17 protein-coding genes are annotated in these 23,254 nt (G+C 50.1%); 4 read left to right on the top strand and 13 right to left on the bottom strand.

Annotation, left to right across the window (positions count from 1 at the left end; genetic code table 11):
- Window positions 1–11: 11 nt before the first annotated feature.
- Window positions 12–935, top strand: a complete 924-nt coding sequence (locus D9T21_RS03635) for a LysR family transcriptional regulator (protein ID WP_123323774.1) — start codon at window positions 12–14, stop codon at window positions 933–935.
- On the opposite strand, the gene D9T21_RS03630 is transcribed toward D9T21_RS03635, so the two are convergent.
- The 9 genes from D9T21_RS03630 to D9T21_RS03590 form a co-directional block, all read right to left on the bottom strand.
- Window positions 906–3,152 carry a CehA/McbA family metallohydrolase gene (locus tag D9T21_RS03630; RefSeq protein ID WP_123323773.1) on the bottom strand — a complete coding sequence of 749 codons (2,247 nt, stop codon included), beginning with the start codon at window positions 3,150–3,152 and terminating at the stop codon, window positions 906–908. The genes D9T21_RS03635 and D9T21_RS03630 overlap by 30 nt on opposite strands.
- An 87-nt stretch (window positions 3,153–3,239) precedes the next feature.
- Entirely contained in the window at window positions 3,240–4,424 is a 1,185-nt protein-coding gene (locus D9T21_RS03625) for a BCCT family transporter (RefSeq protein ID WP_123323772.1), read from the bottom strand.
- Window positions 4,425–4,428: 4 nt separating this feature from the next.
- Entirely contained in the window at window positions 4,429–6,117 is a 1,689-nt protein-coding gene (gene betA, locus D9T21_RS03620; RefSeq protein ID WP_206427226.1) for a choline dehydrogenase, read from the bottom strand.
- Window positions 6,117–7,580: a betaine-aldehyde dehydrogenase gene (betB, locus tag D9T21_RS03615; protein ID WP_123323771.1), complete on the bottom strand. Its 1,464-nt coding sequence runs from the start codon at window positions 7,578–7,580 to the stop codon at window positions 6,117–6,119. Before betB ends, betA begins: the two co-directional genes overlap by 1 nt.
- Window positions 7,581–7,602: 22 nt before the next feature.
- Window positions 7,603–8,184 carry a transcriptional regulator BetI gene (gene betI, locus D9T21_RS03610; RefSeq protein WP_123323770.1) on the bottom strand — a complete coding sequence of 194 codons (582 nt, stop codon included), beginning with the start codon at window positions 8,182–8,184 and terminating at the stop codon, window positions 7,603–7,605.
- 297 nt (window positions 8,185–8,481) lie between these two features.
- Window positions 8,482–10,866, bottom strand: coding sequence for a TonB-dependent receptor domain-containing protein (locus D9T21_RS03605; RefSeq protein ID WP_123323769.1), 2,385 nt, complete (start codon window positions 10,864–10,866; stop codon window positions 8,482–8,484).
- 489 nt (window positions 10,867–11,355) lie between these two features.
- Window positions 11,356–11,889, bottom strand: a complete 534-nt coding sequence (gene gloA, locus D9T21_RS03600) for a lactoylglutathione lyase (RefSeq protein ID WP_123323768.1) — start codon at window positions 11,887–11,889, stop codon at window positions 11,356–11,358.
- Window positions 11,890–11,984: 95 nt separating this feature from the next.
- Window positions 11,985–12,554, bottom strand: a complete 570-nt coding sequence (locus D9T21_RS03595) for a DUF4136 domain-containing protein (RefSeq protein WP_123323857.1) — start codon at window positions 12,552–12,554, stop codon at window positions 11,985–11,987.
- A gap of 118 nt (window positions 12,555–12,672) precedes the next feature.
- Complete coding sequence (locus D9T21_RS03590) at window positions 12,673–14,217, bottom strand: hydroxymethylglutaryl-CoA reductase (protein ID WP_123323767.1); 1,545 nt, start codon at window positions 14,215–14,217, stop codon at window positions 12,673–12,675.
- A 297-nt stretch (window positions 14,218–14,514) separates the two neighbouring features.
- On the opposite strand from D9T21_RS03590, the gene D9T21_RS03585 reads away from it, so the two are divergent.
- The 3 genes from D9T21_RS03585 to D9T21_RS03575 are packed head-to-tail and all read left to right on the top strand — an operon-like array spanning window position 14,515 to window position 18,177.
- Window positions 14,515–15,774, top strand: coding sequence for an HlyD family secretion protein (locus D9T21_RS03585; protein WP_164464570.1), 1,260 nt, complete (start codon window positions 14,515–14,517; stop codon window positions 15,772–15,774).
- Window positions 15,771–17,942: a peptidase domain-containing ABC transporter gene (locus D9T21_RS03580; RefSeq protein WP_123323765.1), complete on the top strand. Its 2,172-nt coding sequence runs from the start codon at window positions 15,771–15,773 to the stop codon at window positions 17,940–17,942. Before D9T21_RS03585 ends, D9T21_RS03580 begins: the two co-directional genes overlap by 4 nt.
- Entirely contained in the window at window positions 17,935–18,177 is a 243-nt protein-coding gene (locus D9T21_RS03575) for a helix-turn-helix domain-containing protein (protein ID WP_123323764.1), read from the top strand. The genes D9T21_RS03580 and D9T21_RS03575 overlap by 8 nt, the downstream gene beginning before the upstream one ends.
- A gap of 63 nt (window positions 18,178–18,240) precedes the next feature.
- Here the strand turns inward: D9T21_RS03575 and hslU are convergent, their stop codons facing one another.
- From hslU to priA, 4 genes are all read right to left on the bottom strand, one after another.
- Window positions 18,241–19,575 (bottom strand): HslU--HslV peptidase ATPase subunit, encoded by a 1,335-nt coding sequence (hslU, locus tag D9T21_RS03570; protein ID WP_123323763.1) that lies wholly within the window; start codon window positions 19,573–19,575, stop codon window positions 18,241–18,243.
- A gap of 73 nt (window positions 19,576–19,648) precedes the next feature.
- Window positions 19,649–20,173 carry an ATP-dependent protease subunit HslV gene (gene hslV / locus D9T21_RS03565; RefSeq protein WP_123323762.1) on the bottom strand — a complete coding sequence of 175 codons (525 nt, stop codon included), beginning with the start codon at window positions 20,171–20,173 and terminating at the stop codon, window positions 19,649–19,651.
- A 168-nt stretch (window positions 20,174–20,341) separates the two neighbouring features.
- Window positions 20,342–20,923 (bottom strand): SPOR domain-containing protein, encoded by a 582-nt coding sequence (locus D9T21_RS03560; RefSeq protein WP_123323761.1) that lies wholly within the window; start codon window positions 20,921–20,923, stop codon window positions 20,342–20,344.
- Window positions 20,924–21,043: 120 nt separating this feature from the next.
- Window positions 21,044–23,236 (bottom strand): primosomal protein N', encoded by a 2,193-nt coding sequence (priA, locus tag D9T21_RS03555; RefSeq protein WP_123323760.1) that lies wholly within the window; start codon window positions 23,234–23,236, stop codon window positions 21,044–21,046.
- Window positions 23,237–23,254: the final 18 nt, after the last annotated feature.

The following is a 23,254-nucleotide window of genomic DNA, read 5'->3' as shown; positions in this document are numbered from 1 at the left end:
TAATTTATAGCATGCTAAATCCCAAATACCTTAAAACCTTTACCACCCTGGCGGAAACCGGCAGCTTTACCAAAACTGCCGAGCAGTTGTTTATGACGCAACCCGGGGTTAGTCAACATGTTAAGAAGCTGGAGCAAAGCTGCGAGTGTGAACTACTCGTGCGGTTAGGAAAGGGCATTGAACTGACCGAACAGGGCCGACAGGTTTACCACTATGCCCGGGAAGACGAAACCAGGCAGCAGCAGTTTCTCGAACAATTAAAATTTGACGAGCCCCACCAGGGACGCTGCACCCTGGCTTGCTCTGGCGCAGTGGCCCTGCGAATATATCCCGGGCTGACGGCACTTCAGGCCAAGCACCCGGAACTGGCAATTCATCTGGAAGTAGCCCCTCGGCATCGCATTGTGGAAAGTTTGAAACAGGGTGTGATTGATATCGGCATTGTAACCAATACCCCAGCAGACGACTCTCTTAGTGCAGACTACCTGGCAGAAGAGGTATTACACTTATTCCTGCCAGCCACCATCACCGATTTTACCACTATTAACACCACACTTAATCAGCTGGGCTTAGTTGACCATCCGGATGCCGCGCATTACCTGCAGCTCTATTGCAATCATAGTGGCGAAGATAGCCTGGCCAGTCTTGAGGTAGCAAAACTAAAACGCAGCGGTTACGTAAATCAGCTATCGCAAATTTTGCTTCCGGTAAGTGCCGGGGTGGGATTTACCGTACTACCGGCCAGCGTTGAAAAGCACGCCGGACACGGCAGTAATATTGCTGTTTACCCGGCTGCCAGCACGGTATCAGAACCACTCTATCTGGTTCGTTCCCGACACCGCAATCTGCCGGCGAGGTTTGCCGGGGTATCAGAGGTGATTAAGGCGGCGTTTAACAGTGCGAAATCAATTAACGGTAAGCCACAATGGATTTGACCAGGCTTTTTTTCCTGCCTGATCATCCACTTCAATACTGACCCAGTCTTGTGCTTCGGCTGGTATAGGCAGAATCACCCGCTGGTGCTGTGATAACGGTTGATTATCGAAAGAAACAGTGTGTAACACCTTACCGCCCTGGCCGATCAAACGTACTTCATTAAGCCCGTTGACGGCCACCACATCAACCGGCCAGGTTTGCCCCGCATGAGTGGTATCACCAAAGTTTACGCGATGGGGGTAAATCAACGGTCCGGTGCTTGCGTAGCTATGCCCGGCCTTCAATGCCTGCGCATAGGACTGTGGTGTAAGTGACTCGCTGACATGCGCCAGCATACGAATAGCGCCCGAACGTTGGCTCCAGGCATCATGTGTATCGGTACCTGCAGTCATATAAACGGGCTTGCGGCCGTCCCAAAGGCGATGTAACTGCGCGAGAGTGGGTGCATTATTTGTTGCTATATTGATTTCCAGTAAACGAAAAGCATCGGTAGCGCCCCCCGTCACTTCATTTTTGGCCAGATTGGTATAATAGCCAAAATCATTGTACGGATGATTCATCGGAATAACCACGGCTCCCATGTCTTCCATGGCCTTCACCAATGTGTGTATGTCATCCGTCCCAGAGTCAACGTTAAAGGTTGCGTCAAGATCAATTGGAAACGGATTCATATGTCCCCACGAAGGAGACACCTCTATCGAGGGGATAAACGGCACCTTGCGCTGTGCGGATAACGCCGCGAATTCGGCAAAGTTAACGATAGAGTCGTGCTCACTGATAAAGGTCAAATCCAATCCGGCCGCGAGTTGAGAGCGTACCACCGTTTCAGGCGGTGTGGTGGCCTCCAGTACATTGCCGTGATGGTGTAAATCCGCACCATACCATTGGTGTTCTGCGGTATCCGTTAGCGATGCTATTTTAACCTTATATTCACTGACCTTACCGCTTGTCAGCGTTACCTCAAGGTGTTGCATCGGCCGCTCAAAACCTGCTCCGGCGTCGATATTAATGGTGTATTGACCGGGCGCCAGCGCCACCTTAGCCTGACCAACAGGCGTGAGCTCTGTAAAAAATGTCTGTCGTCCGAGGTAAGCTACCAGCGGTTCTTGTCCTTCGGCGATGCTGATTCGGGCATCAAGCGGTGCTGCAGTATCAGCATCTTCAACCTTTAACACCAGTTCACCAGGCAAGGCCAAATCAGTAAAGTGATATGACTGGTCGCTGTCGGCTGTGACGGTTATCTTTTGCACCGGACTATCTGCATGACCGGATGCCGTACCAAACACCTCATACTCCCCAACCGGCAAATCAATTTGATAGTTGCCATTAGTTGCTAAAGTCCAGGCATACAGATGGTTTTGCCGGCGGACAATGACCATGGCATTATCGGGTACGTTACCGTTCTGTGCGGTGACTCGTCCATGAAGAGCCCCTGTTGCCTCACCGCGGCGAGCCGCTTCCGCCTTAACAACTGGCGCGAGGTCTCCGTCAGGCACCACTTGTAATGCAGCTTCAAAGGTCTGCTGAGCTCCGGGCTTTAACGTGTGAGCCTTGTACATATCCCGCCCGCCATAGGTGTTGCGATCAAAGTAGGGTGCGTGCAAAGCAAATGCCCAGTCGCGATCGTAACCAACGATACGGTCACTTAAAGTCTTACTGTGCCGGAATTTCTCTTCATTAAGGCCAGGCACCTCAAACATCTGTCCGGCATCGGCCCACAACGTAAAGCCCGAGGTAAGGGATAAGGTGTTCTCACCGTTATTGCGCATAACAGTTTTCAGTGTTATCTGATCGTCACCAGCGGCCAGGCTATACCAGGTAGTAATGTCTACTGCGGCAAAATTGCGACGAATCTTAATGGTCGCCCGCTGGGGGGTATTTTCAATAATCTCAACCACCTTGCCGTCGTTTGGCCAGGCAGACCAGCTATTGGGAATAAAATCAGCGAAAGCAATTTTATCCCCTTCAATTCTTCCGTTAGTCACCACTGACAAGTCCACCAGCGCGCCACGCGGCACGCCCCATGGCGCAGCAGATTCGATAGCCAGCGCGAAGGCCAGTTTCTCGTTTTGAACTGTGAGGTCTTTAACATGGTTTGCCTCGCCATCAGGAATGAGGGTTTTCCCTTGGGTAATCGTTACCTCAGCGTTGGCAATACCTGACATCATTAGCGCCAGTCCGGCGCTGATAATGCCACGTTTTACAATCTCAATCATACCGACAATGTGTCCTTCATTAATGAAAAGCGTGCGCCTGCAATGCTGTCTTTCAGCGTACCCCAGGCGTAAAAATAATGACTTGTTTTATAGTTTCACGAGACTTTGTGCTGCAGGTAAGCGGCCTCGATGCGGGGAGCGACTAAGATAAATTACACAGCACAGACCAATGCCGATGACCAGCGCCCCTATCCATTGAATACGAATAAACTGAAGACCAAACAAGGTGGTCAGGCTCAGCATTAACACGCCATGCAATAACAGGTACTTTGCCTTACCATACCGCTCGACAGTAAGATTCAGGTTATCTGAGTACAGGCGTATCAACGAATCCAATGAGTTGAGTACAAATACAATTCCAACAGCCACCATGATCTGATTAATGAGTCCACTGGTATCCACGCCGTTAATGTAAATCAGGTACAACACCGCGAACCACAAACCAAGAGAAATGGAAGGCCATAACAGCATATGAATGAATAACGTTATAGCTTGCATATTGCCGACAAAACGAGCCGTAAACTGACCGATCATAATACTCCAGGCAAACCACCAGAACAGATAGAACGCATGGTAATCATTAATCGGTAATACAAATTTATATAAATGCGTGAAGTAGTCGGTTAGCAGCGGCAAGGTTGACAAATAATCGCTGGCAGCAATATTCGGTTGTTGTACCGCATAAATGCCCAATCCGATAGCCAGAGCAAAGAAAACCGCGCCGGAGGTAACACTGAGAATTTTGACGTACTTTAATTCCGTACTGGAATACACCGCGGCCATTATTGTCAGGCCAAGAATCGCAAAATACCCGTATGAGACGTCGTCGCCTGCCGACAGGGAAGGCAGATACCAACTTAGGTTGGCAAACAACAAATGCGCCGTAAAAGCACAAGTGCCAATGATAACGGCATTGTTCAGCCATTTCACCCAACGAATCCGGAAAAATTGAAGCCTTGGTTCCAGCGCACAAAAATAAAAACAGGTAACAAAGTAAATGGCCCAGACCATAAAGCCCCAGAACCCAAATTCGATAGCGAGCGGGTTGGCAAAGGCGTATTCACTGTTTTTCGCCAGGTTGTCATAAACCGGAAATTCGGTCAGCGGAAACATAACCAGCCCCACATCCAAACCGGAGGTGAACAAAATCGCGACAAATATCCATGAAGCCACCGGCGTCTTGCCGTGCAGGGGCAGTCGCCCCCAACGCAGTAAAATAAGCACCACAACGAGCAAGATACACAGCATTCCGCTTCCCACTAAGAACGACATTTCACTATCCTCGAAGTGGCGCGTGACAGCGCTGTTGCGATTGCCAGTGCTCAGCCAGGCCCACTGCTACGGACTCGCCAGACAAAGCAGTCTGTTGTTTAATGAGGTCTGCTGCCCGTTCAGCAACCATAATGGTGGGTGCATTGAGGTTGCCGTTAGGGATTGTAGGAAAGATGGAAGAGTCGACCACACGCAGTTGCCGCAAGCCAATTACGCGAGTATCGCTGTCTACCACGGCAGTTGGATCATCAATTGCACCCATTTTACAGGTGCCACAAGGATGATAAGCGCTTTCCACAGCGCTGCGCACAAAACTGTCTATTTGTTCATCCGTCACCACTGCTGCACCCGGCTGAATTTCGTTCCCGCGGTAAGGGTCCATCGCTGGCTGCGCAATGATTTCACGAGACAAACGCACACATGCCCGAAACGCTTCAATATCATCCGGGTGTTGCAGGTAATTAAACTGAATCTTCGGTGGGCAATCCAGATCGTCGGACTGGATTTTCACGCTCCCCCGACTTTTCGGTTTGTTATGCCCGATATGCAGTTGAAAACCATGTCCGGCAAAGGCAGAGCGCCCATCGTAGCGCATGGCTGCCGGCAAAAAGTGATACTGTAAATCGGGCCACTCGATACCGGCTTTTGAGCGGATAAAGCCACAGGACTCAAAGTGATTGGTGGCCCCCAACCCGGTTTTAAATAATATCCACCGTACCCCAATAGCCAGCTTGCTAAGCGGTCCAAGTTTACTATTAAGTGATAACGGCTCCTTGCACTCATACTGAAAGTAGAATTCCAGGTGATCCTGCAAATTGCTACCGACTCCCGGCAAGGCATGCTTTAGTTCAACTCCGGCTTCTTCCAACACCACTGGATCGCCTATGCCTGAAAGTTGCAAAATGTGCGGCGAACCAATGGAGCCGGCGCTCAGAATGACTTCACGGCGGGCCTGAAACTCCCGGAACTGACCATTTTGCCTTACGCGGACCCCGGTGGCCTTATTCCCATCCAAGAGTACCTTTTCAACCTGAACACCGGTTTGAACATGCAGATTTGCGCGTTGCATAGCCGGTCGCAGATAAGCATTCGCGGTAGACCAACGCACACCGTTTTTTACGGTCATATGCATGGCCCCAAAGCCTTCCTGTTGTTTACCGTTGTAATCGTCGGTATGCATGTAACCCGCTTGTTGTCCGGCTTCGACAAAAGCACCATAAAGCGGGTTTTGCATATTGTTGCCATTGTTAACCGCCAGAGGACCACCCTGACTACGATAGTCATCTTCACCAAACGCCCAGTCTTCCGCCTTTTTAAAGTACGGCAGACATTGCTGGTAATTCCAGCCTTCGGCCCCCTGGGCTTCCCACTCATCGAAGTCCCTCGCGTGACCGCGTACATACACCATTCCATTAATTGACGAAGAGCCTCCTAATACCTTGCCTCGGGGACAATGCATCCGACGGTTGTTCAAATAAGGCTCTGGCTCTGTATGGAACTGCCATGCATACTTCTTGGTATTCATGGGTATCGATAAAGCGGTGGGCATTTGAATAAAGATACTGCGATCAGACCCGCCGGTTTCGAGCAACAATACCTGACATTGCGGGTCTTCGGTGAGCCGGTTGGCCAGCACACAGCCGGCTGAACCCGCGCCAACAATAATATAATCAAAGCTTGATAACGGCACCATTAAAAAGGCCCCTCAAGGGGTTGCATCCCCACGTAAACAGACTTGGTCTGAGTGTAGGATTTCAGCGTTTGAACACCGTTTTCGCGCCCAATTCCAGATAGTTTATAGCCGCCAACCGGCATCTCAGCAGGAGAGTTTCCATAAGCATTAAGCCAGCAAATTCCCGCCTGAATCTGCGCTATAACGCGATGTGCGCGGCGAATATTCTGTGTAAAAACACCGGCGGCCAGGCCATAATCCGTATCATTTGCACGCCGTATGACATCGTCTTCATCACAAAATGTTAGAACCGACATAACCGGACCAAATATTTCCTCACGACATATAGTCATTTCATCCGTACAGTCGGTAAACACCGTTGGTGCTACGAAAAAGCCCTCCTCACATCCTTTGGGATGCACACGATGCCCGCCGCTTACTAACGTAGCGCCCTGTTTTTTTCCGGAGTCAATATAAGCAAGCACAGCTTCCAGATGCGAAGCGGAAATTAATGCCCCGACATTGGTTTTAGGGTCCATGGGATCAGCAATGACAATATTGTTATTGATACGGTCGAGTAATCGGCTTAAAAACGTTTCAGCCACCTCCTCGTGAACAAATACGCGAGTGCCATTGGTACAAACTTCGCCCTGGGTGTAAAAATTGCCCAGCATGGCTCCCGTTACCGCTTCATCAATATCAGCATCGTCGAAAATAATCAGCGGTGATTTACCGCCTAACTCCATGGTGACCTGTTTAAGTGAGGTAGCGGCTGAGGCCATCACCCGTTTTCCGGTTTCTACTTCGCCGGTTAACGATACTTTGGCAATTGCCGGGTGCTGAACCAGGTATTTACCAACTTCCGCGTCGCCCTGTACCACGTTGAACACGCCCGCAGGAACACCAGCTTCAGTAAAAATTTCGGCTAACATTGCCGCCCCTCGTGGGGTTTCCTCAGATGGCTTGAAGATCATGCTGTTACCCGCCGCCAGCGCAGCGCCCGCTTTCCAGCAGGCAATTTGTAACGGATAATTCCATGCACCAATGCCCAGACAAACGCCTAATGGTTCCTGGCGGGTGTAGAAGAAATCCTCTCCTACGCTTTGTTGCTCGCCCATCAGTGATGGACAAAGATTGGCAAAATACTCAATCACATCAGCACCGGTTTGCACGTCAACCGCCACTGCTTCCTGCCAGGGTTTACCGGTATCCAGCACTTCTATTTCGGCCAGCGCATCATTTCGTTCGCGCAACAACCTGGCAGCTTGTTGTAAAATCCGCGCCCGCTCTACCGGAGGCATTTTTGCCCAGGTACTGAATCCCTCTCTGGCACTGTCTATGGCACTTTCCATCAGCGCTGTATCAGCTTGCTGAACCGAGTAAATACGGCTTCCCGTTGCCGGGTTCAGGACATCAAAGGTTGACCCGTGCGCCATTGTAGTAAATTGGCCATGCACATAGTTTTTGAGTATTTCAATTGACAAGACTAGCTCCCGTTAACTGTCTTTATTCATCAACGCCGTTATGCTCAAGTACCGCGCTGATATACTTTTTAATTCGCCGCTTGGCAGCTTCGAAACTGTCTGGCTGTGCGCCGCTGAGCGCACACCGTAGCCAGAAGCCATCAATTAAGGCAGCGGTTATCTCGGCTTCTTCGCAAGCCTGTTCGTTACTCAGTAATTGTTTGTAGCTGTACCTTAAATTACTGACCAGACGTTTTTTATTCACTTCCTGAAGTCGGTAAAGGTTGGCATCGTGCATAGACTGCCCCCAAAAACTTAACCAGGTCTTAGTGCTTGAGTCGGCCTGCTGCACCGCCGAAAAGTTAAGCTCAACAATCGCCATGAGCCTGTCTTTGGGGTTCGGTAATGGCGTTGTCATAGTCAATCTGGAAACCAGATAACGGACTGATGCTTCTATCAGCGCCTGCTTACCGCCAAAGTAGTGGCTAATGATCCCGGATGACATACCGGCTTTACGGCTAATCAAATTTATCGTTGCACTTTTAAGTCCGACCTCGGCAACCACTTCAATCGTGGCATCAATGAGTTGCTGACGGCGAACCGGCTCCATTCCAACTTTTGGCATCACACTCTCTGTTATTTAACGGGGCTTCACACTTGCAGAGGTATTGGCAAACTTAATAACATCTGCAAAATATCTGTATGACTATAGTTTGGCTATGAGTCATTTTTATGTCTGCTCCGGTCGTCAAAACATAGCGCCCTGACCTGGCATCGCCATCATCACAAAACAGACTGGTTTACCACTATAACACTCACAGCGCGTTTCTATTTAATGCCAGTGTATGATGCCATGCAAACAGCAAAGAATGCGTAAAATAAGTCGCCTCACCCAACCTTGAGGCGACTTAATTTACTGACGTTAAAATGCCAGTTTAACGTTTAACGCTGCAATGCGTGGCGCGCCAATCCAGCCCGCATTGGGGGCAATAGACCCCAGGTAGTCTTCGTCAAACAGATTATTTACCGTCAAACGCATTTCCAGACTATCGACACCGGGCCCCAGGTCATATACCGTTTTGCCGATATAGAAATCACTAATAATATAAGAATCTGTGCGTTGCGAATTAGCCTGGTTTAAGTAACGTGGTCCGACATACTTGGTGCTGATTCCGGCAAAATAATCATCGTGACTATAATCAAAACTCACAACCGCCATTTCTTTTGCAGACCCCAGAACCCGGTTACCGGCGATACTGTTTTCACTGCCCGCGTTCTGCACATCACCGTTGTAGGTCGAATCATTATAGGTATAAGAGCCATACACACTTAAACTGTCAGTGATTGCGTAATCCACTGAAGCTTCGATACCTTGTGAATCAATACCGCCAACATTGATATAAGCCCCTTCGGCGGACTCAAGGAAATCAATCCCATCGACTTCAGCAACGCTGAAAAAGGTGATTCGATTCTCGAAGCGAATATCGTAATAAGTTAAGCTGGCATTAAACCCAGGGCTTGAATAACGCAGACCCACATCAATGTTATCCGCCGTTTCCGGCTCAACATTGCTCACATCATTGTTATTGTCTTCAAGAATAACGTCTTTAATTGCCGCGTAGTTTTCGGTGTAACCAGCAAAGGCTTCCAGTCCGCGAACTGCAGGGATTGGTGCAACCACACCTACCGAGAGCAATACATCAGAATCAGAAGATACCGAGATATCATTGACGGCATCAATCTGGTCGTCTTTCTCCAGGTCGACCTTAAATTGTTTTACGCCCAGACGAAACTTTGCAAACCCGGCATCCAACTCATCTTCGGCATAATACATAAGGGTTTCGACCAGAAACTTACGGTCATACTGAACCCAGTAAGGCGTATTTTCGAAGCGCGGGCCTGTCGCAGCATCGATAGTTTTGTGCCAGTCACGTGCCATGTCCCGGGTGTAGTCTTCATACCAAATACCCGCGCGGACCACATTGGGCATATCCCCCAGCATGGTATTCCAGACAAAATCGGCATTAAATCCGTACCGCTCCTTTTGATAGTGAGTGTGTCGACGCGAACTTACCGGGATAGCCCCTTGCTCATAACAGTCGCCATCGACCTCAGCACCGCCGCCACCATAAGGATAAGCAATACTGCTTTGACAGCCCTCTACAGGTGACAGGGACTGGCCATCTCGATTCACAAAATAAATTAAATCAGAATAGCCACCACCGTATACCGTAGTGGAACCATCCAGTTCAGAATGGGCGTTGCCTTCCCCATCGTCAGTGACATCTGCCATATAGTAAGGGATCCAAATGCCTCTCCCTTCATTTTTATGGTAGTAAGTATTAGCACTGATGATGATGTCATCGAACTCTCGCTCAGCTTTCAGGTAAGCAAGCGTATTCTCACGCGCTGTGCCCCAGCCCTGACGCCATGCCTGATCCTGGTAGGGGTTACCCGTCCAATCCGCCAATAGGCCATCCCACTCAGGGTTTTGCTCATATTGCGCCAGGCCATAAACTCGCTGATAGGTATATTCCCGGGCATCATCGTGGCTGATGTAACCCACAACATCTGTCTCATTAATGCGACTGATAACCTTGGCTGCAATATGATCGCGGGTATTAGTCGCCGAGCCATCCATATAGTCATCGTTTTGTTGTGAGGATAGACTGATCCATGCAAAGGTATCTTTGGCCACTTCGCCAGTGTCATAGCGAGCGTAAAGTTTTTGCGCGTTGTATTCACCTAAGGTACTGCTAATGGTCAACCGTTCATCCAAAGCCGGATCGATACTGGTAAAATTGATGGTCCCCCCCAAAGCTTCATGGGAACGGGACGCGATATCTGCAGTCCCCTGTGATACTTCGCTGGTGGCCAGGTTTTCAGAATCAACAAACCGGTTGGCCTTAGTGCCGCCAGCATAGTTGGAGTTACCATTCGGGATCCCATCCATGGTCATACCGATTTGCTGAGACTCCAAATCTAACTGAAAACCACGCATAGAAATGCTGGTAGACCATTCATCCGATCCAAACGGGTCGCCTTCGTTAATTAACACCCCTGGCAGATTGTCTACCGATGCCAAAGCGCTGGTCATGCCGCTTTGCTGAAGCTTCATTGATTCAGTAGAAGAGTTGTTTGCATACGAAACGCTGCGCCCTGTCACTTCAATGGACTCGTACTTATCCTTGGTTACTTTCTTTTGCTCATTATCGTCCTGCGCCATAGCAGTGCCCGACAAAGCAGAAAAGGATGAGACTATAGAAATAGCCAGTAATCGTTTTTTTAACGGTAAGTTTGCAGTCATGTGTTTCCCAATTTGTTGTTTTTGAAAAAAGTGGCCCGTCCTTACAGCACGGCGACGATCTTATAGTTAATTGAACGTTCAATCAATAAAAATAAATTAGTACTGAAACAAAAATTTAAGGATGGATAGATTCACAAAGATCAATAACAAACACGCGAGTGTTGATTTAACTACTCTGCATACGCATCACAAAACATTGTAAGCTATTGTTTATTAAAAATTTTAAATTCTCCTTACGGCAACAAAATGATAGCGCCAAATCTGTGGGAAAAGGCTGCAATGCGATACGACCAGCAGGGGAAGATACATAGTTAGGGGGCGAATAATTTGAAGTGGATTCTTTGGAAGATAACTGAATAACACAGTGGCCACACCGCTTGGTACTGGCAGTCAGGCGGAACTAAACGGGCGCCACACTACACGACGCGAAGACTACAAAGGGATACCGATTCAGGATGAAGTAAATGGGGGCACTTCGGCCCCCAATAATTAACTTTTGGGGGTTACCATCCCATTGGCATCAAAGATTTCTATCCAGTAGCCGTCGGGATCCTTTATAAACGCCAGGTAGTTCATGCTGCCATCTTCCAGACGTTTCTGAAATTCGACGCCCAGCTCCTCAAAGCGCTTACACGCCCCTTGCAGATCCGGCACATGAAAACCAATATGACCAAAGCCGCGGGGATCGCTGTTACCGTTGTGATAACTGGTGGTTTCGGCGCTGTCGTCCCAATTGTGGGTGAGCTCCAGCATGGCCGGACGGCCAAAAGTTTGTGCTGTACGCTTACCTTCATCTTCGCTGATGTCAGAAAAGTCCTCGCCAGTAGTGAGAAAATATAAACTAAACTTCATTTCCGGGAAGTCGAGCTTGCGTAGCAGGGTCATGCCCATCACACGGGTATAAAAATCCAGCGAACGCACCGGATCGGCTATCCGTAACATAGTCTGGTTGAATACAAAGCCGTCGGTGGCCGGGTCTTTTTGTTCACACAAGCCTTCGGCTTGTTCAAAGTGGCGAGACATACGTTGCCCTCATCTGATTTTGAATTGATGTATAACACTGGGGACTAAACACACTTTCACAATCCCACTGACCGCGCGATTAAGACACTTCGTAGCTAGTTTGCGCGGTTAGCAGGAAAAGGCTCCAGCAGCGTTTCTACCAGTTCGGTTAACGCCTGTTGCACGGTAATGCTGTCACTGGCCTCTAACTCTGCGCTGCCCGCAGCGCTGTAGATAAACTCACCGTCCTGTACCACCTCAATTTGCAGATTCTGGTATTCGGTAACCTGCTCACCTACCGGCACACTAAAAATGCTTCCCAGTGAAATACCGCCAGAGCGGCCAAATACACCGGTGCCAAGCCCGATACTGACCGACGAGCCCCCCTCTTCCACCCGGCTGGAAGGGAAAAAGCCCACTTTAATATCGGCATCGCCTTTGCCTGCTGCGGTGAGCCCCTTGCCTTGCAACACGGTAGTGATGGTCGATGCCATATGCTGCTCAAGGGTGGGGTTAACTGAGTTGAGCGGTGGCTGAACATAAAAAGTTTTCAGCGCGGCGAAGTTCGTTTCTTCGCGCATTTTGATTTGTGGTTTATTGCTGGCACAGCCGGCTAGCCAGGCGCAAAATAAAAACACCAGCACTATGTGGTAAGGGAAAGACCTGCGAGCCTTATTGTTATTCATCGTGATAACCATTGAGTTTAGTTACCTTTTTAACGCCGAAGACGGGGTGTTCGGATCGTTTTAGCGGGGAAATAAGGCCAACCAGGAGGGCAAGCCCTCCTGATCAGCACCAGACAAATTACCGGTTACGGCCATACTGCTCGTGGGAAGATACCCAGTCGGAACTGGAGATCGCCGAGGCCAGTGAAATTTCACCTGCCAGTGCAACCGCGCCGACGATTTCGGCAAACTTATACACTTTATCCCGGCCATAACAGCCCAGTAACTCCAGACACTCGCGCTGGGTACCAATGCCAGTCCCACCACCATAGGTAGCCACAATCAGCGAAGGAATAGTCAGGGAGATATATAAATCGCCTTCCTCGGTCAGCTCAGAATACATGATACCAGCGGAGGACTCTGACACGTTGGCCACGTCCTGCCCGGTAGCAATAAACATGGCAGTAATGCCATTAGGCGAATGCAAGCCGGTATTATTCACGCCGGATAAAAACGAACCAACGCCCGCTACCCGGCCGTGATAATCAATCTGTTTAGGATCCACCCGCATAACCGACAGCAAATGCTCGCGCTTGATGGTCGCCTCGGCAATCACCCGTTTACCCCGGGTACGCATAATATTAATTTGCGAAGCTTTTTTATCGGTGGCGAAGTTGGACTCCAGATAAAAGTTTTCAATGCCTTCGTAGTGATCGAGGATCCAGCCGCAGGCAGCAAACGTAGCACGCCCCACCATGTTTTGCCCGGCGGCATCACCGGTACGGTAATTGAAGCGCAAAAACGCAAACTTGGTAGACAGGAAACTATCAATATAAGTGAGTTTGGCAATGGATGAAGTGGCTTCTGCTTCCTCGCGGATTTTATCGATATTCTCGTTTACCCAGGCAACGAAATCCCGCGCGCCGCGAGCATCAGAAAACACAAACACCGGGGCGCGCTGCATAGCATCATCCACCACAGTAGATTTAATCCCGCCACTCATATTAAGCAATTTCATACCGCGATTATAAGATGCGACCAGCGTGCCTTCGGTAGTGGCCATTGGGATCAGAAAATCGCCCTTGGCATACTCGCCGTCGATGGTTACAGGCCCGGCTACTCCAATGGGCACCTGCGCCACGCCAATGAAATGTTCTATGTTGCCGCGTAGGGTGTTGGGATCAATAGAGTACTGGCCAACATGGTGAATATTGGCACCGGAAAAGTTTTCAAAGAACTTCTGGCGTTTTTCAATAATTCCCGGTGAGTAATCATCGTGGGGGTCGCGGGGAATATGCCCTTCGGCGAGATTGGGCGCCGACACGTTATCTTCCACACTGAATTTAAGTTTGCCGAAAGGTGATGCCCTGAACACCAGCTCGATAGTATGTTTTTCCGGGCTCACCGGCAGGGTTTTATTTAAGTAAACCGTAATGGCCTGCTTAAGCTCAAAAGGCACTTCGCCGCTTTCATTCAGCTCTGTCATCGACATGATTTGCTCGGGGCCAACCTGCAGCGTGACATTTTCAGGTGCAATAACCTCCCCGTTAATGGAAATACTGTCTACCTGTTTGAGCACGGCATCTTTGAGCCGGTTTTTAAGCATAAACTGCAAACCATCTTCAGTTTGCGTCAGGCTCCCATGGGTGTACAACTGACGGAGCAAAATACTGGGTATAAACATAACTACGGCTTCCTTGGCAAAACATACATCAAGTGTAGAGCTTTCTTTGCTAACCACAATATATTAACAATCCGGTTTAGGAAAGCCGACGTCAGCCTGCCTTTGACCTGCAACAACTGTCAGACCAGTGTTTCTATGTCTAACACAAAAGCCTAACACAAATGAGACACGCACCTGCATTTTGAGACACCAGTCGGCGATCGTCCCCTCAAAAAGCGCACCGGGCCTGACCTTCACCGTCAATCATAGCTTTCAGGCATAAGGTTGAAACATCAACCCACAGCAGGAATGGACGCCATGCACAGCCAAACATTATTTCGCCAACAGGCCGTCGTTTCACAGCAACAAAAAATCGATGGAGCAATATTACTCAAACCCAGACTTCCCACACTTATGATTACCGTGCTGCTGTGTAGCTGGTTAATTGGTGTCATGAGCTGGCTACTGGCAGGCCGCTACACTTATACCCAAACTGTTACAGGCTGGCTGGAACCCGCTAGCGGGATTACGCCGGTTTACGGGCCCGCATCCGGTGCTATTATCAGCGAAGTGCTGGTTAGCGAAAACGCTCTGGTGCATAAAGGCACACCGCTCATCAGGCTGAGCCGTGACACTATTTTACATAACGGCCAGAGTATTAATGACGCCCTTATTAAAGAGCTCGACACCCAGATTGAACGTCTGCAAAGCCAGTACAGGCTTACCCAGAAAGGTTTCACAACCCAACAGCAACGCCTGAATAAAGCGGCCCAACGACTTACAGAGGATCGCTCACGCCTCGCCGCCATGCGACTGTTACTGGATGACAAAATGGCCTTACTGGACAAGCAAATTCAGTCGTTCACCGAATTAGCCCAGCAAGGGTTTTCCAGCCGCCAGCAATTACAAACCTTAGAAACCCAGCGAATCGACGAAACCTATCAGCGTCAGAATCTTGAGCGAGAATGGATTGCCACTTTACAGGCCATTGAAGACAACCAGTTTGCCAGCAATGAAGCGGAGCACTCACATCAGTTACAACTATTGAATATAGAAAACCAAATCAGTGAGCTGCAAAAAAGCCTCGATCAGCAATATAGTCAGCAGGAAATAGTTATTACCGCGTCGACAGACGGCCGGGTAACCAACCTCAATGCCAAACCTGGCCAGCGCGCCCAAAGCAATGTGCCTCTGCTTTCGCTGATGCCAGTTAACGCGGAGGTTTCTGCGCAACTGTTAATTCCGGTTGCCGCGGCGGGGCAGATATCCCCGGGGCAATCCATCAGTTTACGCTACGATGCCTTTCCGCATACCCAGTTTGGCACCTATCAGGCCACTATTGATTCGGTATCCGCTCACCTGTTACTACCACAGGAAGTAGCGCAGAAACCTTTAACTATAAACACCCCGGTGTATCTGGCAAAAGCGACTCTGCAAGCCACCAGCATTGAACATTTCAACAAACGTATTGCCCTGCGAGCCGGCATGACCTTTGCCGCTGAAATAGCCATTCGCGAACGCAATCTGATGCAATGGTTATTCGAGCCACTCTATGAACTGCATGGAGGTGTGTTATGAGCACCGCAACGCTGTTCAAGCTGCCCTTGCAGCTCGGCTGGCGCCGCTCCACGCCGCAGATATTGCAAGCCGAGAACGCCGAATGCGGACTGGCCTGTATCGCCATGGTAGCCGGCTATCACGGGCTCAATATAGACCTGGCCAGGCTACGCAGCTTACGCGCCTTCAGCCAGCAGGGCGCTAACCTCAAACAGTTGATTGATTTTGCTCACTCACTGAATCTCAACAGCCGGGCCTTAAAGCTGGAGCCAGAAGATATGGCCGACCTGCAGCTGCCCTGTATTCTGCACTGGAACATGCAACACTTTGTTGTGTTAACCAGAGTGACAAGCAAAGGCATTGAAATCCAGGATCCGGCATGTGGCAAACGCCACCTAAGCTGGCAACAGGTCAATGATGCTTTTACTGGTATTGCCCTGGAGCTTCAGCCGGGCAGTGACTTTACGCCACAAAACCTGCGCCAGCCATTAAAGCTTAGCCAGTTATGGCAGCGTATCGTGGGTATCAAGCGCTCCCTGCTGGTATTGTTTATTTTGTCTTTGCTGCTGCAGTGTTTTGCGTTGGCGTCGCCCTATTATATGCAACTGGTTATCGACTCAGTAATAGTCAATAACGATGCTTCGCTGCTCAATGTGCTGTTTCTGGGCTTCTTTCTGTTAATTGTAGTGGAAGCGATCACCAATCTTACTCGTCAGACAGCCGGCATCGCTATGTCCGGGCACCTCGCACAGCAACTCTCGGTGAATGTCTTTACCCATTTGATCCGCCTGCCATTCAGTTACTTTTCCCAGCGTCATATCGGCGACATGGTGGCTCGTTTTGGCAGCTTGCAGGAGGTCAGACGCTTTATCAGTCAGGGTATCGTCGCGCTCATTTTAGACTCGCTGATAATGCTGTGCACTCTGGTTTTAATGGCATTGTACAACCTCAAGCTCCTGTTGGTTGTAGTAGGCATTGCGGTGTTATTTCTTGCCCTGCGATTAATTTTGCTTGGCCCGGTGCAGCGTTTACAACAAGAAAGAATTGCCTGTGCTGCAAAGGAAAATAGCCACTTTATTGAAACACTGCGAGGCATTCAGTCAATCAGAATGCTCAGGCTCGAATCCTTCCGGTTACATGGCTGGCAGCATTTACTGACCGATACGTTAAACCGTGATATTCGCTTACGCCGCTGGGAAATGGGGTTCAGTATCGTACACCTGCTGTTGTTTGGTATTGAAAACCTGCTGGTGGTTTATCTGGCTGCCACACTGGTGATGGAGCAGGCCTTTACGGTTGGAATGCTCTACGCATTTACCAGCTACAAGAACCGTTTTAATTCAGCCATCAACGGGTTGCTGGAGCAGTTACTTCAGTGGCGCTTATTGCGCGTACACCTCGACAGACTGGCGGACATTGTGCAAACGCCGGTCGACTTTGCCTCACTGGCTCCTTCATCTGGCTGTGCGCCAGCCCATATTCCTGTGGCCCACAAACTGACGATTGAGGATTTAAGCTTTGCCTATCAGGGCCAGCCACCTCTGTTCGAAGGATTAAATCTTGAAGTGTTACCAGGCCGGATGGTGGTAATTACCGGTGTGAGCGGCAGCGGCAAGTCCAGCCTGGCTAAATGCCTGACCGGCCTACTTCCTGCCACTTCGGGGCAGATCCTGATTGACGATAAGCCGCTCAACAGTCGCGATCCAGCCCAGCGGATCAGTGCTGTAATGCAAGATGATGTGTGTTTGTCTGGCACCGTTATCGACAATGTAAGTGGCTTTCAGCAACACATCGACATGCCTCGGTTAATAGAGTGTTGCCAACTGGCCAATCTGCACGACACCATAACCAGGCTGCCAATGCAGTATTACACACTGCTCCAGGAAGGTGGTACCAATTTTAGTGGCGGCCAGCGCCAGCGCCTGTTTCTCGCCCGGGCGTTGTATCAGCGTCCGGCTCTGCTGTTACTCGATGAGGCCAGCAGCCATCTTGATGCCAACAGTGAAAAGCTCATCAATCAGCACCTTTCCCGATTACCCATGACCCGGGTGGTTATTGCCCATCGGCGCGAAACCATTCAAATGGCCCATCAGCGGTATCACCTGGCAGGCGGCCAGCTGACGGAAGTAGCCATCAATTATACGCCTGATTTACCAACCCCCACTCAACAAGGAGATCATTATGTTTGATCAAGAGTTATTAAGCCCTGAACATTTGGAACAGCTGTCTAAACGTGAACTTCAGGTGGCGCATAAAATTATCGAAGGCTTACCGAACAAAACCATTGCCTCGCAATTGTTTATCAGCGAGCGAACGGTAAAATTTCATTGCGCTAATATCTACCGCAAGCTGGAAATCCGTAACCGGGCAGCGTTGATGGCCCGCTATTTCAGAACCTTGTACACGCAAATCCCTACGGTGTAAGCGGGTATGTGGCAAGTAAAGCCTGGCCGGTACAGATGTACCGGCCAGTTTGTAAGTTTGGACTTAGAGGATAAAGCGGCTTAAGTCTTCGTTATCCACTAAGGTTTCAAGGTGCTGATTCACGTAATCGGCATCAATGATGTAGGTTTCGCCCTGTTTTTCAGAAGCATCGTAAGAAATATCTTCCATCAAACGTTCCAGCACAGTGTGCAGTCGGCGGGCGCCGATATTTTCGGTTTTCTCATTCACCTGCCAGGCCGCTTCGGCGATACGCTGAATACCACTTTCGGCAAACTCAACGGTTACGCCTTCGGTTTTCATCAGCTCAATATATTGCTCGGTAAGCGATGCATTAGGCTCTGTAAGAATACGTTTAAAGTCTTCTACTTTAAGCGCTGACAGTTCAACACGAATAGGCAGACGGCCCTGTAATTCAGGGATCAGATCCGACGGTTTGCTCATCTGGAAGGCACCGGATGCCACAAACAGAATATGGTCGGTTTTGATCATACCGTGCTTGGTAGACACCGTAGAACCTTCTACCAGTGGCAGTAAGTCACGTTGCACACCTTCGCGGGAAACATCGGCCGAGTTGGCACCTTCGCGTTTACAGATCTTATCGATTTCATCCACAAATACGATGCCGTGTTGCTCCACTGCTTCGAGGGCTTTTTCTTTAAGATCTTCTTTGTTAACCAAACGCGCGGCTTCTTCTTCGATCAGCACTTTCATGGCATCTTTGATGCGCATTTTCTTTTTCTTCTTCTGCGAGCCAGAAGAAGACAGGTTCTCAAACATTCCCTGCAACTGATTGGTCATTTCTTCCATGCCCGGCGGGGCCATAATTTCTACACCAATTTGCTGCTGGGCAACGTCGATTTCAATTTCTTTGTCATCCAAGGTGCCTTCGCGCAGCTTTTTGCGGAAAGACTGACGGGTACCGCGGTCTTCCGAGCGCTCTTTTTCACCCCAGGCATTTTCGGCAGGCGGGATCAGGATATCCAGAATACGCTCTTCGGCGGCTTCCTCGGCGCGATAGCGCACCTTTTCCATTTCCTGCTCTTTGGTCATTTTTACCGCAATATCAGCCAGGTCGCGAATGATGGTTTCGACTTCCTTACCTACATAACCTACTTCGGTAAATTTTGTCGCCTCAACCTTAATAAACGGTGCATTCGCCAGCTTGGCCAGACGACGGGCAATTTCGGTTTTCCCCACCCCCGTTGGACCAATCATTAAAATGTTTTTCGGGGTGACTTCCTGGCGCAGTTCTGGTGCTAACTGCATACGGCGCCAGCGGTTACGCAGTGCAATGGCAACCGCGCGCTTAGCGCTTTGCTGACCAATAATATGGCGGTCCAGTTCGTGGACAATTTCTCTTGGTGTCATTTCAGACATAATTAACCCTTATGTAAAACTGACGGTAGTCAGTATGGCAGCCGCGCTCAGGCCACTGCCAACACAATTCACTTTAGTAATCGAGTACTTCAACCGTTTGATTATGGTTGGTGAACACACAAATGTCGCCGGCAATCGATAAGCTTTGGGTGGCAATTTCGTGTGCCGTTAACTGCGTATTATTCAATAACGCTGTAGCCGCTGCCTGGGCATAGTTACCACCCGAACCGATGGCAATTAGATCCTGCTCTGGCTGCACCACATCGCCGTTACCGGTAATAATGAACGAAGCGGTTTCATCGGCGACGGCCAGCAAGGCTTCCAGACGCCGAAGCATGCGGTCGGTACGCCAGTCTTTAGCCAGCTCTACTGCCGCTTTGGTCAGGTGCCCTTGATGCAGTTCCAGTTTGGCTTCAAAGCGTTCAAACAAGGTAAATGCATCGGCGGTACCACCGGCAAAACCGGCTAATACTTTATTTTGATACAGGCGGCGTACTTTACGGGCATTGCCTTTCATTACGGTATTGCCCAATGACACCTGGCCATCACCGGCCATGACAACCTGATTATCTCGTCTGACTGATACTATTGTAGTCACGTTTACTCCACTGTAGTGGTTTGGCACAGCATTCCGCCGGGCGGTCTGTGCGTTGACAATGAGTAGTAGGTGGGGGAGCCTGACGATTTTTCAAGACTTAAAAGATGAATATACGCAGGCGTTTGCAGCGAACATTAAAAAAGCCGGCAACTGCCGGCTTCCGATTATTTACAAATTCCAGAACCAAATCTGACAGGTGGTGATATTCACTTTACGCAGTGCGTGTTTGGCACGCTCAGCGTCGCGCTTGGCGTCAAAGGGGCCAAGGATCACACGGAACCACTCGCCGTTGGCGCCATCGCTGTGCCGGATCTGCGCTTCCAGCCCCTGAAACGCAATTTTAGCGCGCATTTCATCGGCCTGGGCCCGGGTTCTGAACGAGGCACACTGCATCAGGTAACGCTTGTCGGATTTTTCCTGCTCGGCCACTTCAACTTCTACCTCGTAACCCGGCAGGGACTTAATGTATTCCCACTCTTCCTCGGGCAGTTCGGGTAGTTCATCTTCGATAGGCGCAGGCTCTGCCGTAAGCGGCTGAGCGGTATCCGGATCGGCATTATCTTTTATTGACCACAAGAACCAGGCAAAGCCCAGTAACAAAGCTACCACTACGGCCACCGTTACCCAGGGTACAGTTACCTGTGGCTCCTGCTGGTTGCGACCTCGTCTGGCAGTATTTTTGTTTTTTGTTTTCTTGGTATTTTTCTTTTGTGGCGCACGTCCACGAGAAACGTAATCGCGTTGAGACATAATGCTGTTTCGATTTCCCTGTGTGGATGATTATTATTATCTGCAGGCAGTGTACCTGCTCTTTGGCAAAAATGCTGCTTTAAAGTGTGGTTAACGCTGAAAGTTTACCAGTAACCACACTTAACTCAGATCGACCGGGTCAATATCCAGGCTCCAGCGTACCTTGCTTGCCAGAGGCAACGCTTCTACCTCCTGCAAGTGATGTTTTAGCCAGCTATGTAGCGCAGCACGCTGCTGACTCTGCAATACCAGCATGTAGCGAAAACGCCCCTGACGCTTCTCAATCAAACACGGCAACGGCCCGATAAACTGCCCTTTGGCGGCATTCACACTGGGGCGATAACAATCGCGTATTTGTTGTAACAGGTTGGCAGCGAGCCCTGCTTCGCCGGCTTCGGCGCGGAAAATGGCCTGACTGCTATACGGCGGCAGAGCGCCCAGCTTGCGTTCCTGCAATGCCTGACGAGCAAAGTGCGCAAAGCCGTTATTAATGAGATCCTGCAAAAGTGGGTGGCCGGGGTTATCGGTTTGCAGCCACATTTCGCCCGGTTTACTGGCGCGACCGGCGCGACCAGCCAGTTGCGTAATCAACTGCGCGAGTTTTTCCGCCGCCCGAAAGTCGGCTGAGAATAACGCCCCGTCACAGTCGAGTACCACTACTAAGGTTACATGCGGAAAATGATGCCCCTTCGACAGAATTTGCGTGCCCACCAGCAACTGATATTTGCGCGCATTGATTTCATCGAGACGGGTGATGAGCTTGTCTTTGCCTTTTACTGCATCACTGTCGATTCTGACCTGCTTTATATCCGGGAATAGCTGCCCCAGCCCCTGTTCGAGCTGTTCGGTACCAATGCCAGAGGTTTGCAGATCGTGGCTGTGGCACTCACTGCACTGCTCGGGCATTCTCCGGCTCGCACCACAATGATGGCACTGCAGCCGGCCCTGGGACTTATGGTAGGTAAACGGCCGCTCGCAACTTTTGCAATCCACCGTTTGGCCGCAATGATGACACAGCACTGCCGGAGCAAAGCCGCGACGGTTTAAAAACACCAACACCTGATTACCCTGCTGCAGATGGCTGCGCATAATGCTTATCAGGCCCTGCGCAATGCCGGCGTGCAGCGGTTGATCGCGAGAGTCGAGCACCTTTAACTGGGTGTGACTGGCACCGCCAGCGCGCTGACTCAGGGTTAAGTGGGTGTAACGCTTATTCAGCGCATTATTCAGGCTTTCCAGCGACGGCGTGGCACTGCCCAGAATCAAAGGTACGTTTTCGGTATGGGCACGTTTTACCGCCAGGTCGCGAGCGTGGTAACGCAAGCCATCCTGCTGCTTAAATGACTCATCATGCTCTTCATCCACAATGATCATGCCTGGTCGTTTGAGCGGCGTAAAAATAGCCGAGCGGGTGCCAATAATAATCCCCAGTTCTCCGCGGCGAGCCTGTTGCCAGACTTTTACCCGGGCCAGATCAGTCATTTGCGAGTGCAACACGCCAACACTAATGCCAAAGCGACGTTCAAAGCGCCCTACCGTTTGTGGTGTCAGACCTATTTCAGGCACCAGAATCAGCACCTGCCTGCCCTGTTTAAGCACCGGCTCAATCACCTGCAAGTACACTTCGGTTTTACCACTGCCGGTAACGCCGTCGAGTAAAAATGGCACAAAGTGGCTGGCTTGCTGGTTGATAGCAGCGATCGCCACGCCCTGCTCGGTAGAGGCAGTAGGCGGTGTTTGCTGCAGACTGAATGACGCCCAGTCCTGCTTTTCAGTCAGGCGGATGCTGGTTTGTGTGGTCAGTGCTTTCTCTTCCAGTGCCTTTAACACCACATTTGAGAATTTAGTTTTGATTTCTTCACTGGCCAGCGGCCCCTGCGCCAGTAACGCGATGCATTCGAGCTGCTTTTTGCCACGTAAAGTAGGCGTTTGCGCTTCGGCTTGTCCGGCTTCGGTTAAAGTTAATGCCGGAACGCTGTCACTCAACGCTCCGCCTTTGCGCAACCGCGTGGGCATAACCGTCGCCCAGACCTCACCAATCGGATGGTGATAATATGTGGCCAGCCACTGGGTTAACGCCTGCAGGGTTGCATCAAACAGCGGTTGCTCATCGAGGACTTCGGTTACCGCTTTTAGTTTAACCTCAGACTCGGTATCGTCGACCGGGTCGTCATAACTTGCCGTCACTACCCCAATTAACTGGCGGCGACCAAAGGGCACGCTCACCCGCACACCCGGCCGCAGCTTTTGCTCGCTGGTGTAACTAAAGGTTTGTCGCAGTGGTACCGGAACGGCTACATCAATGATTGGCATAGTGAATTTTGAACAACA

It is taken from the genome of Marisediminitalea oceani (genome assembly GCF_003731635.1).
GTDB lineage: Bacteria > Pseudomonadota > Gammaproteobacteria > Enterobacterales > Alteromonadaceae > Alteromonas > Alteromonas oceani.
Note: the sequence above shows the minus strand (reverse complement) of the source record. Positions and strands in the feature narration are given on the sequence as shown.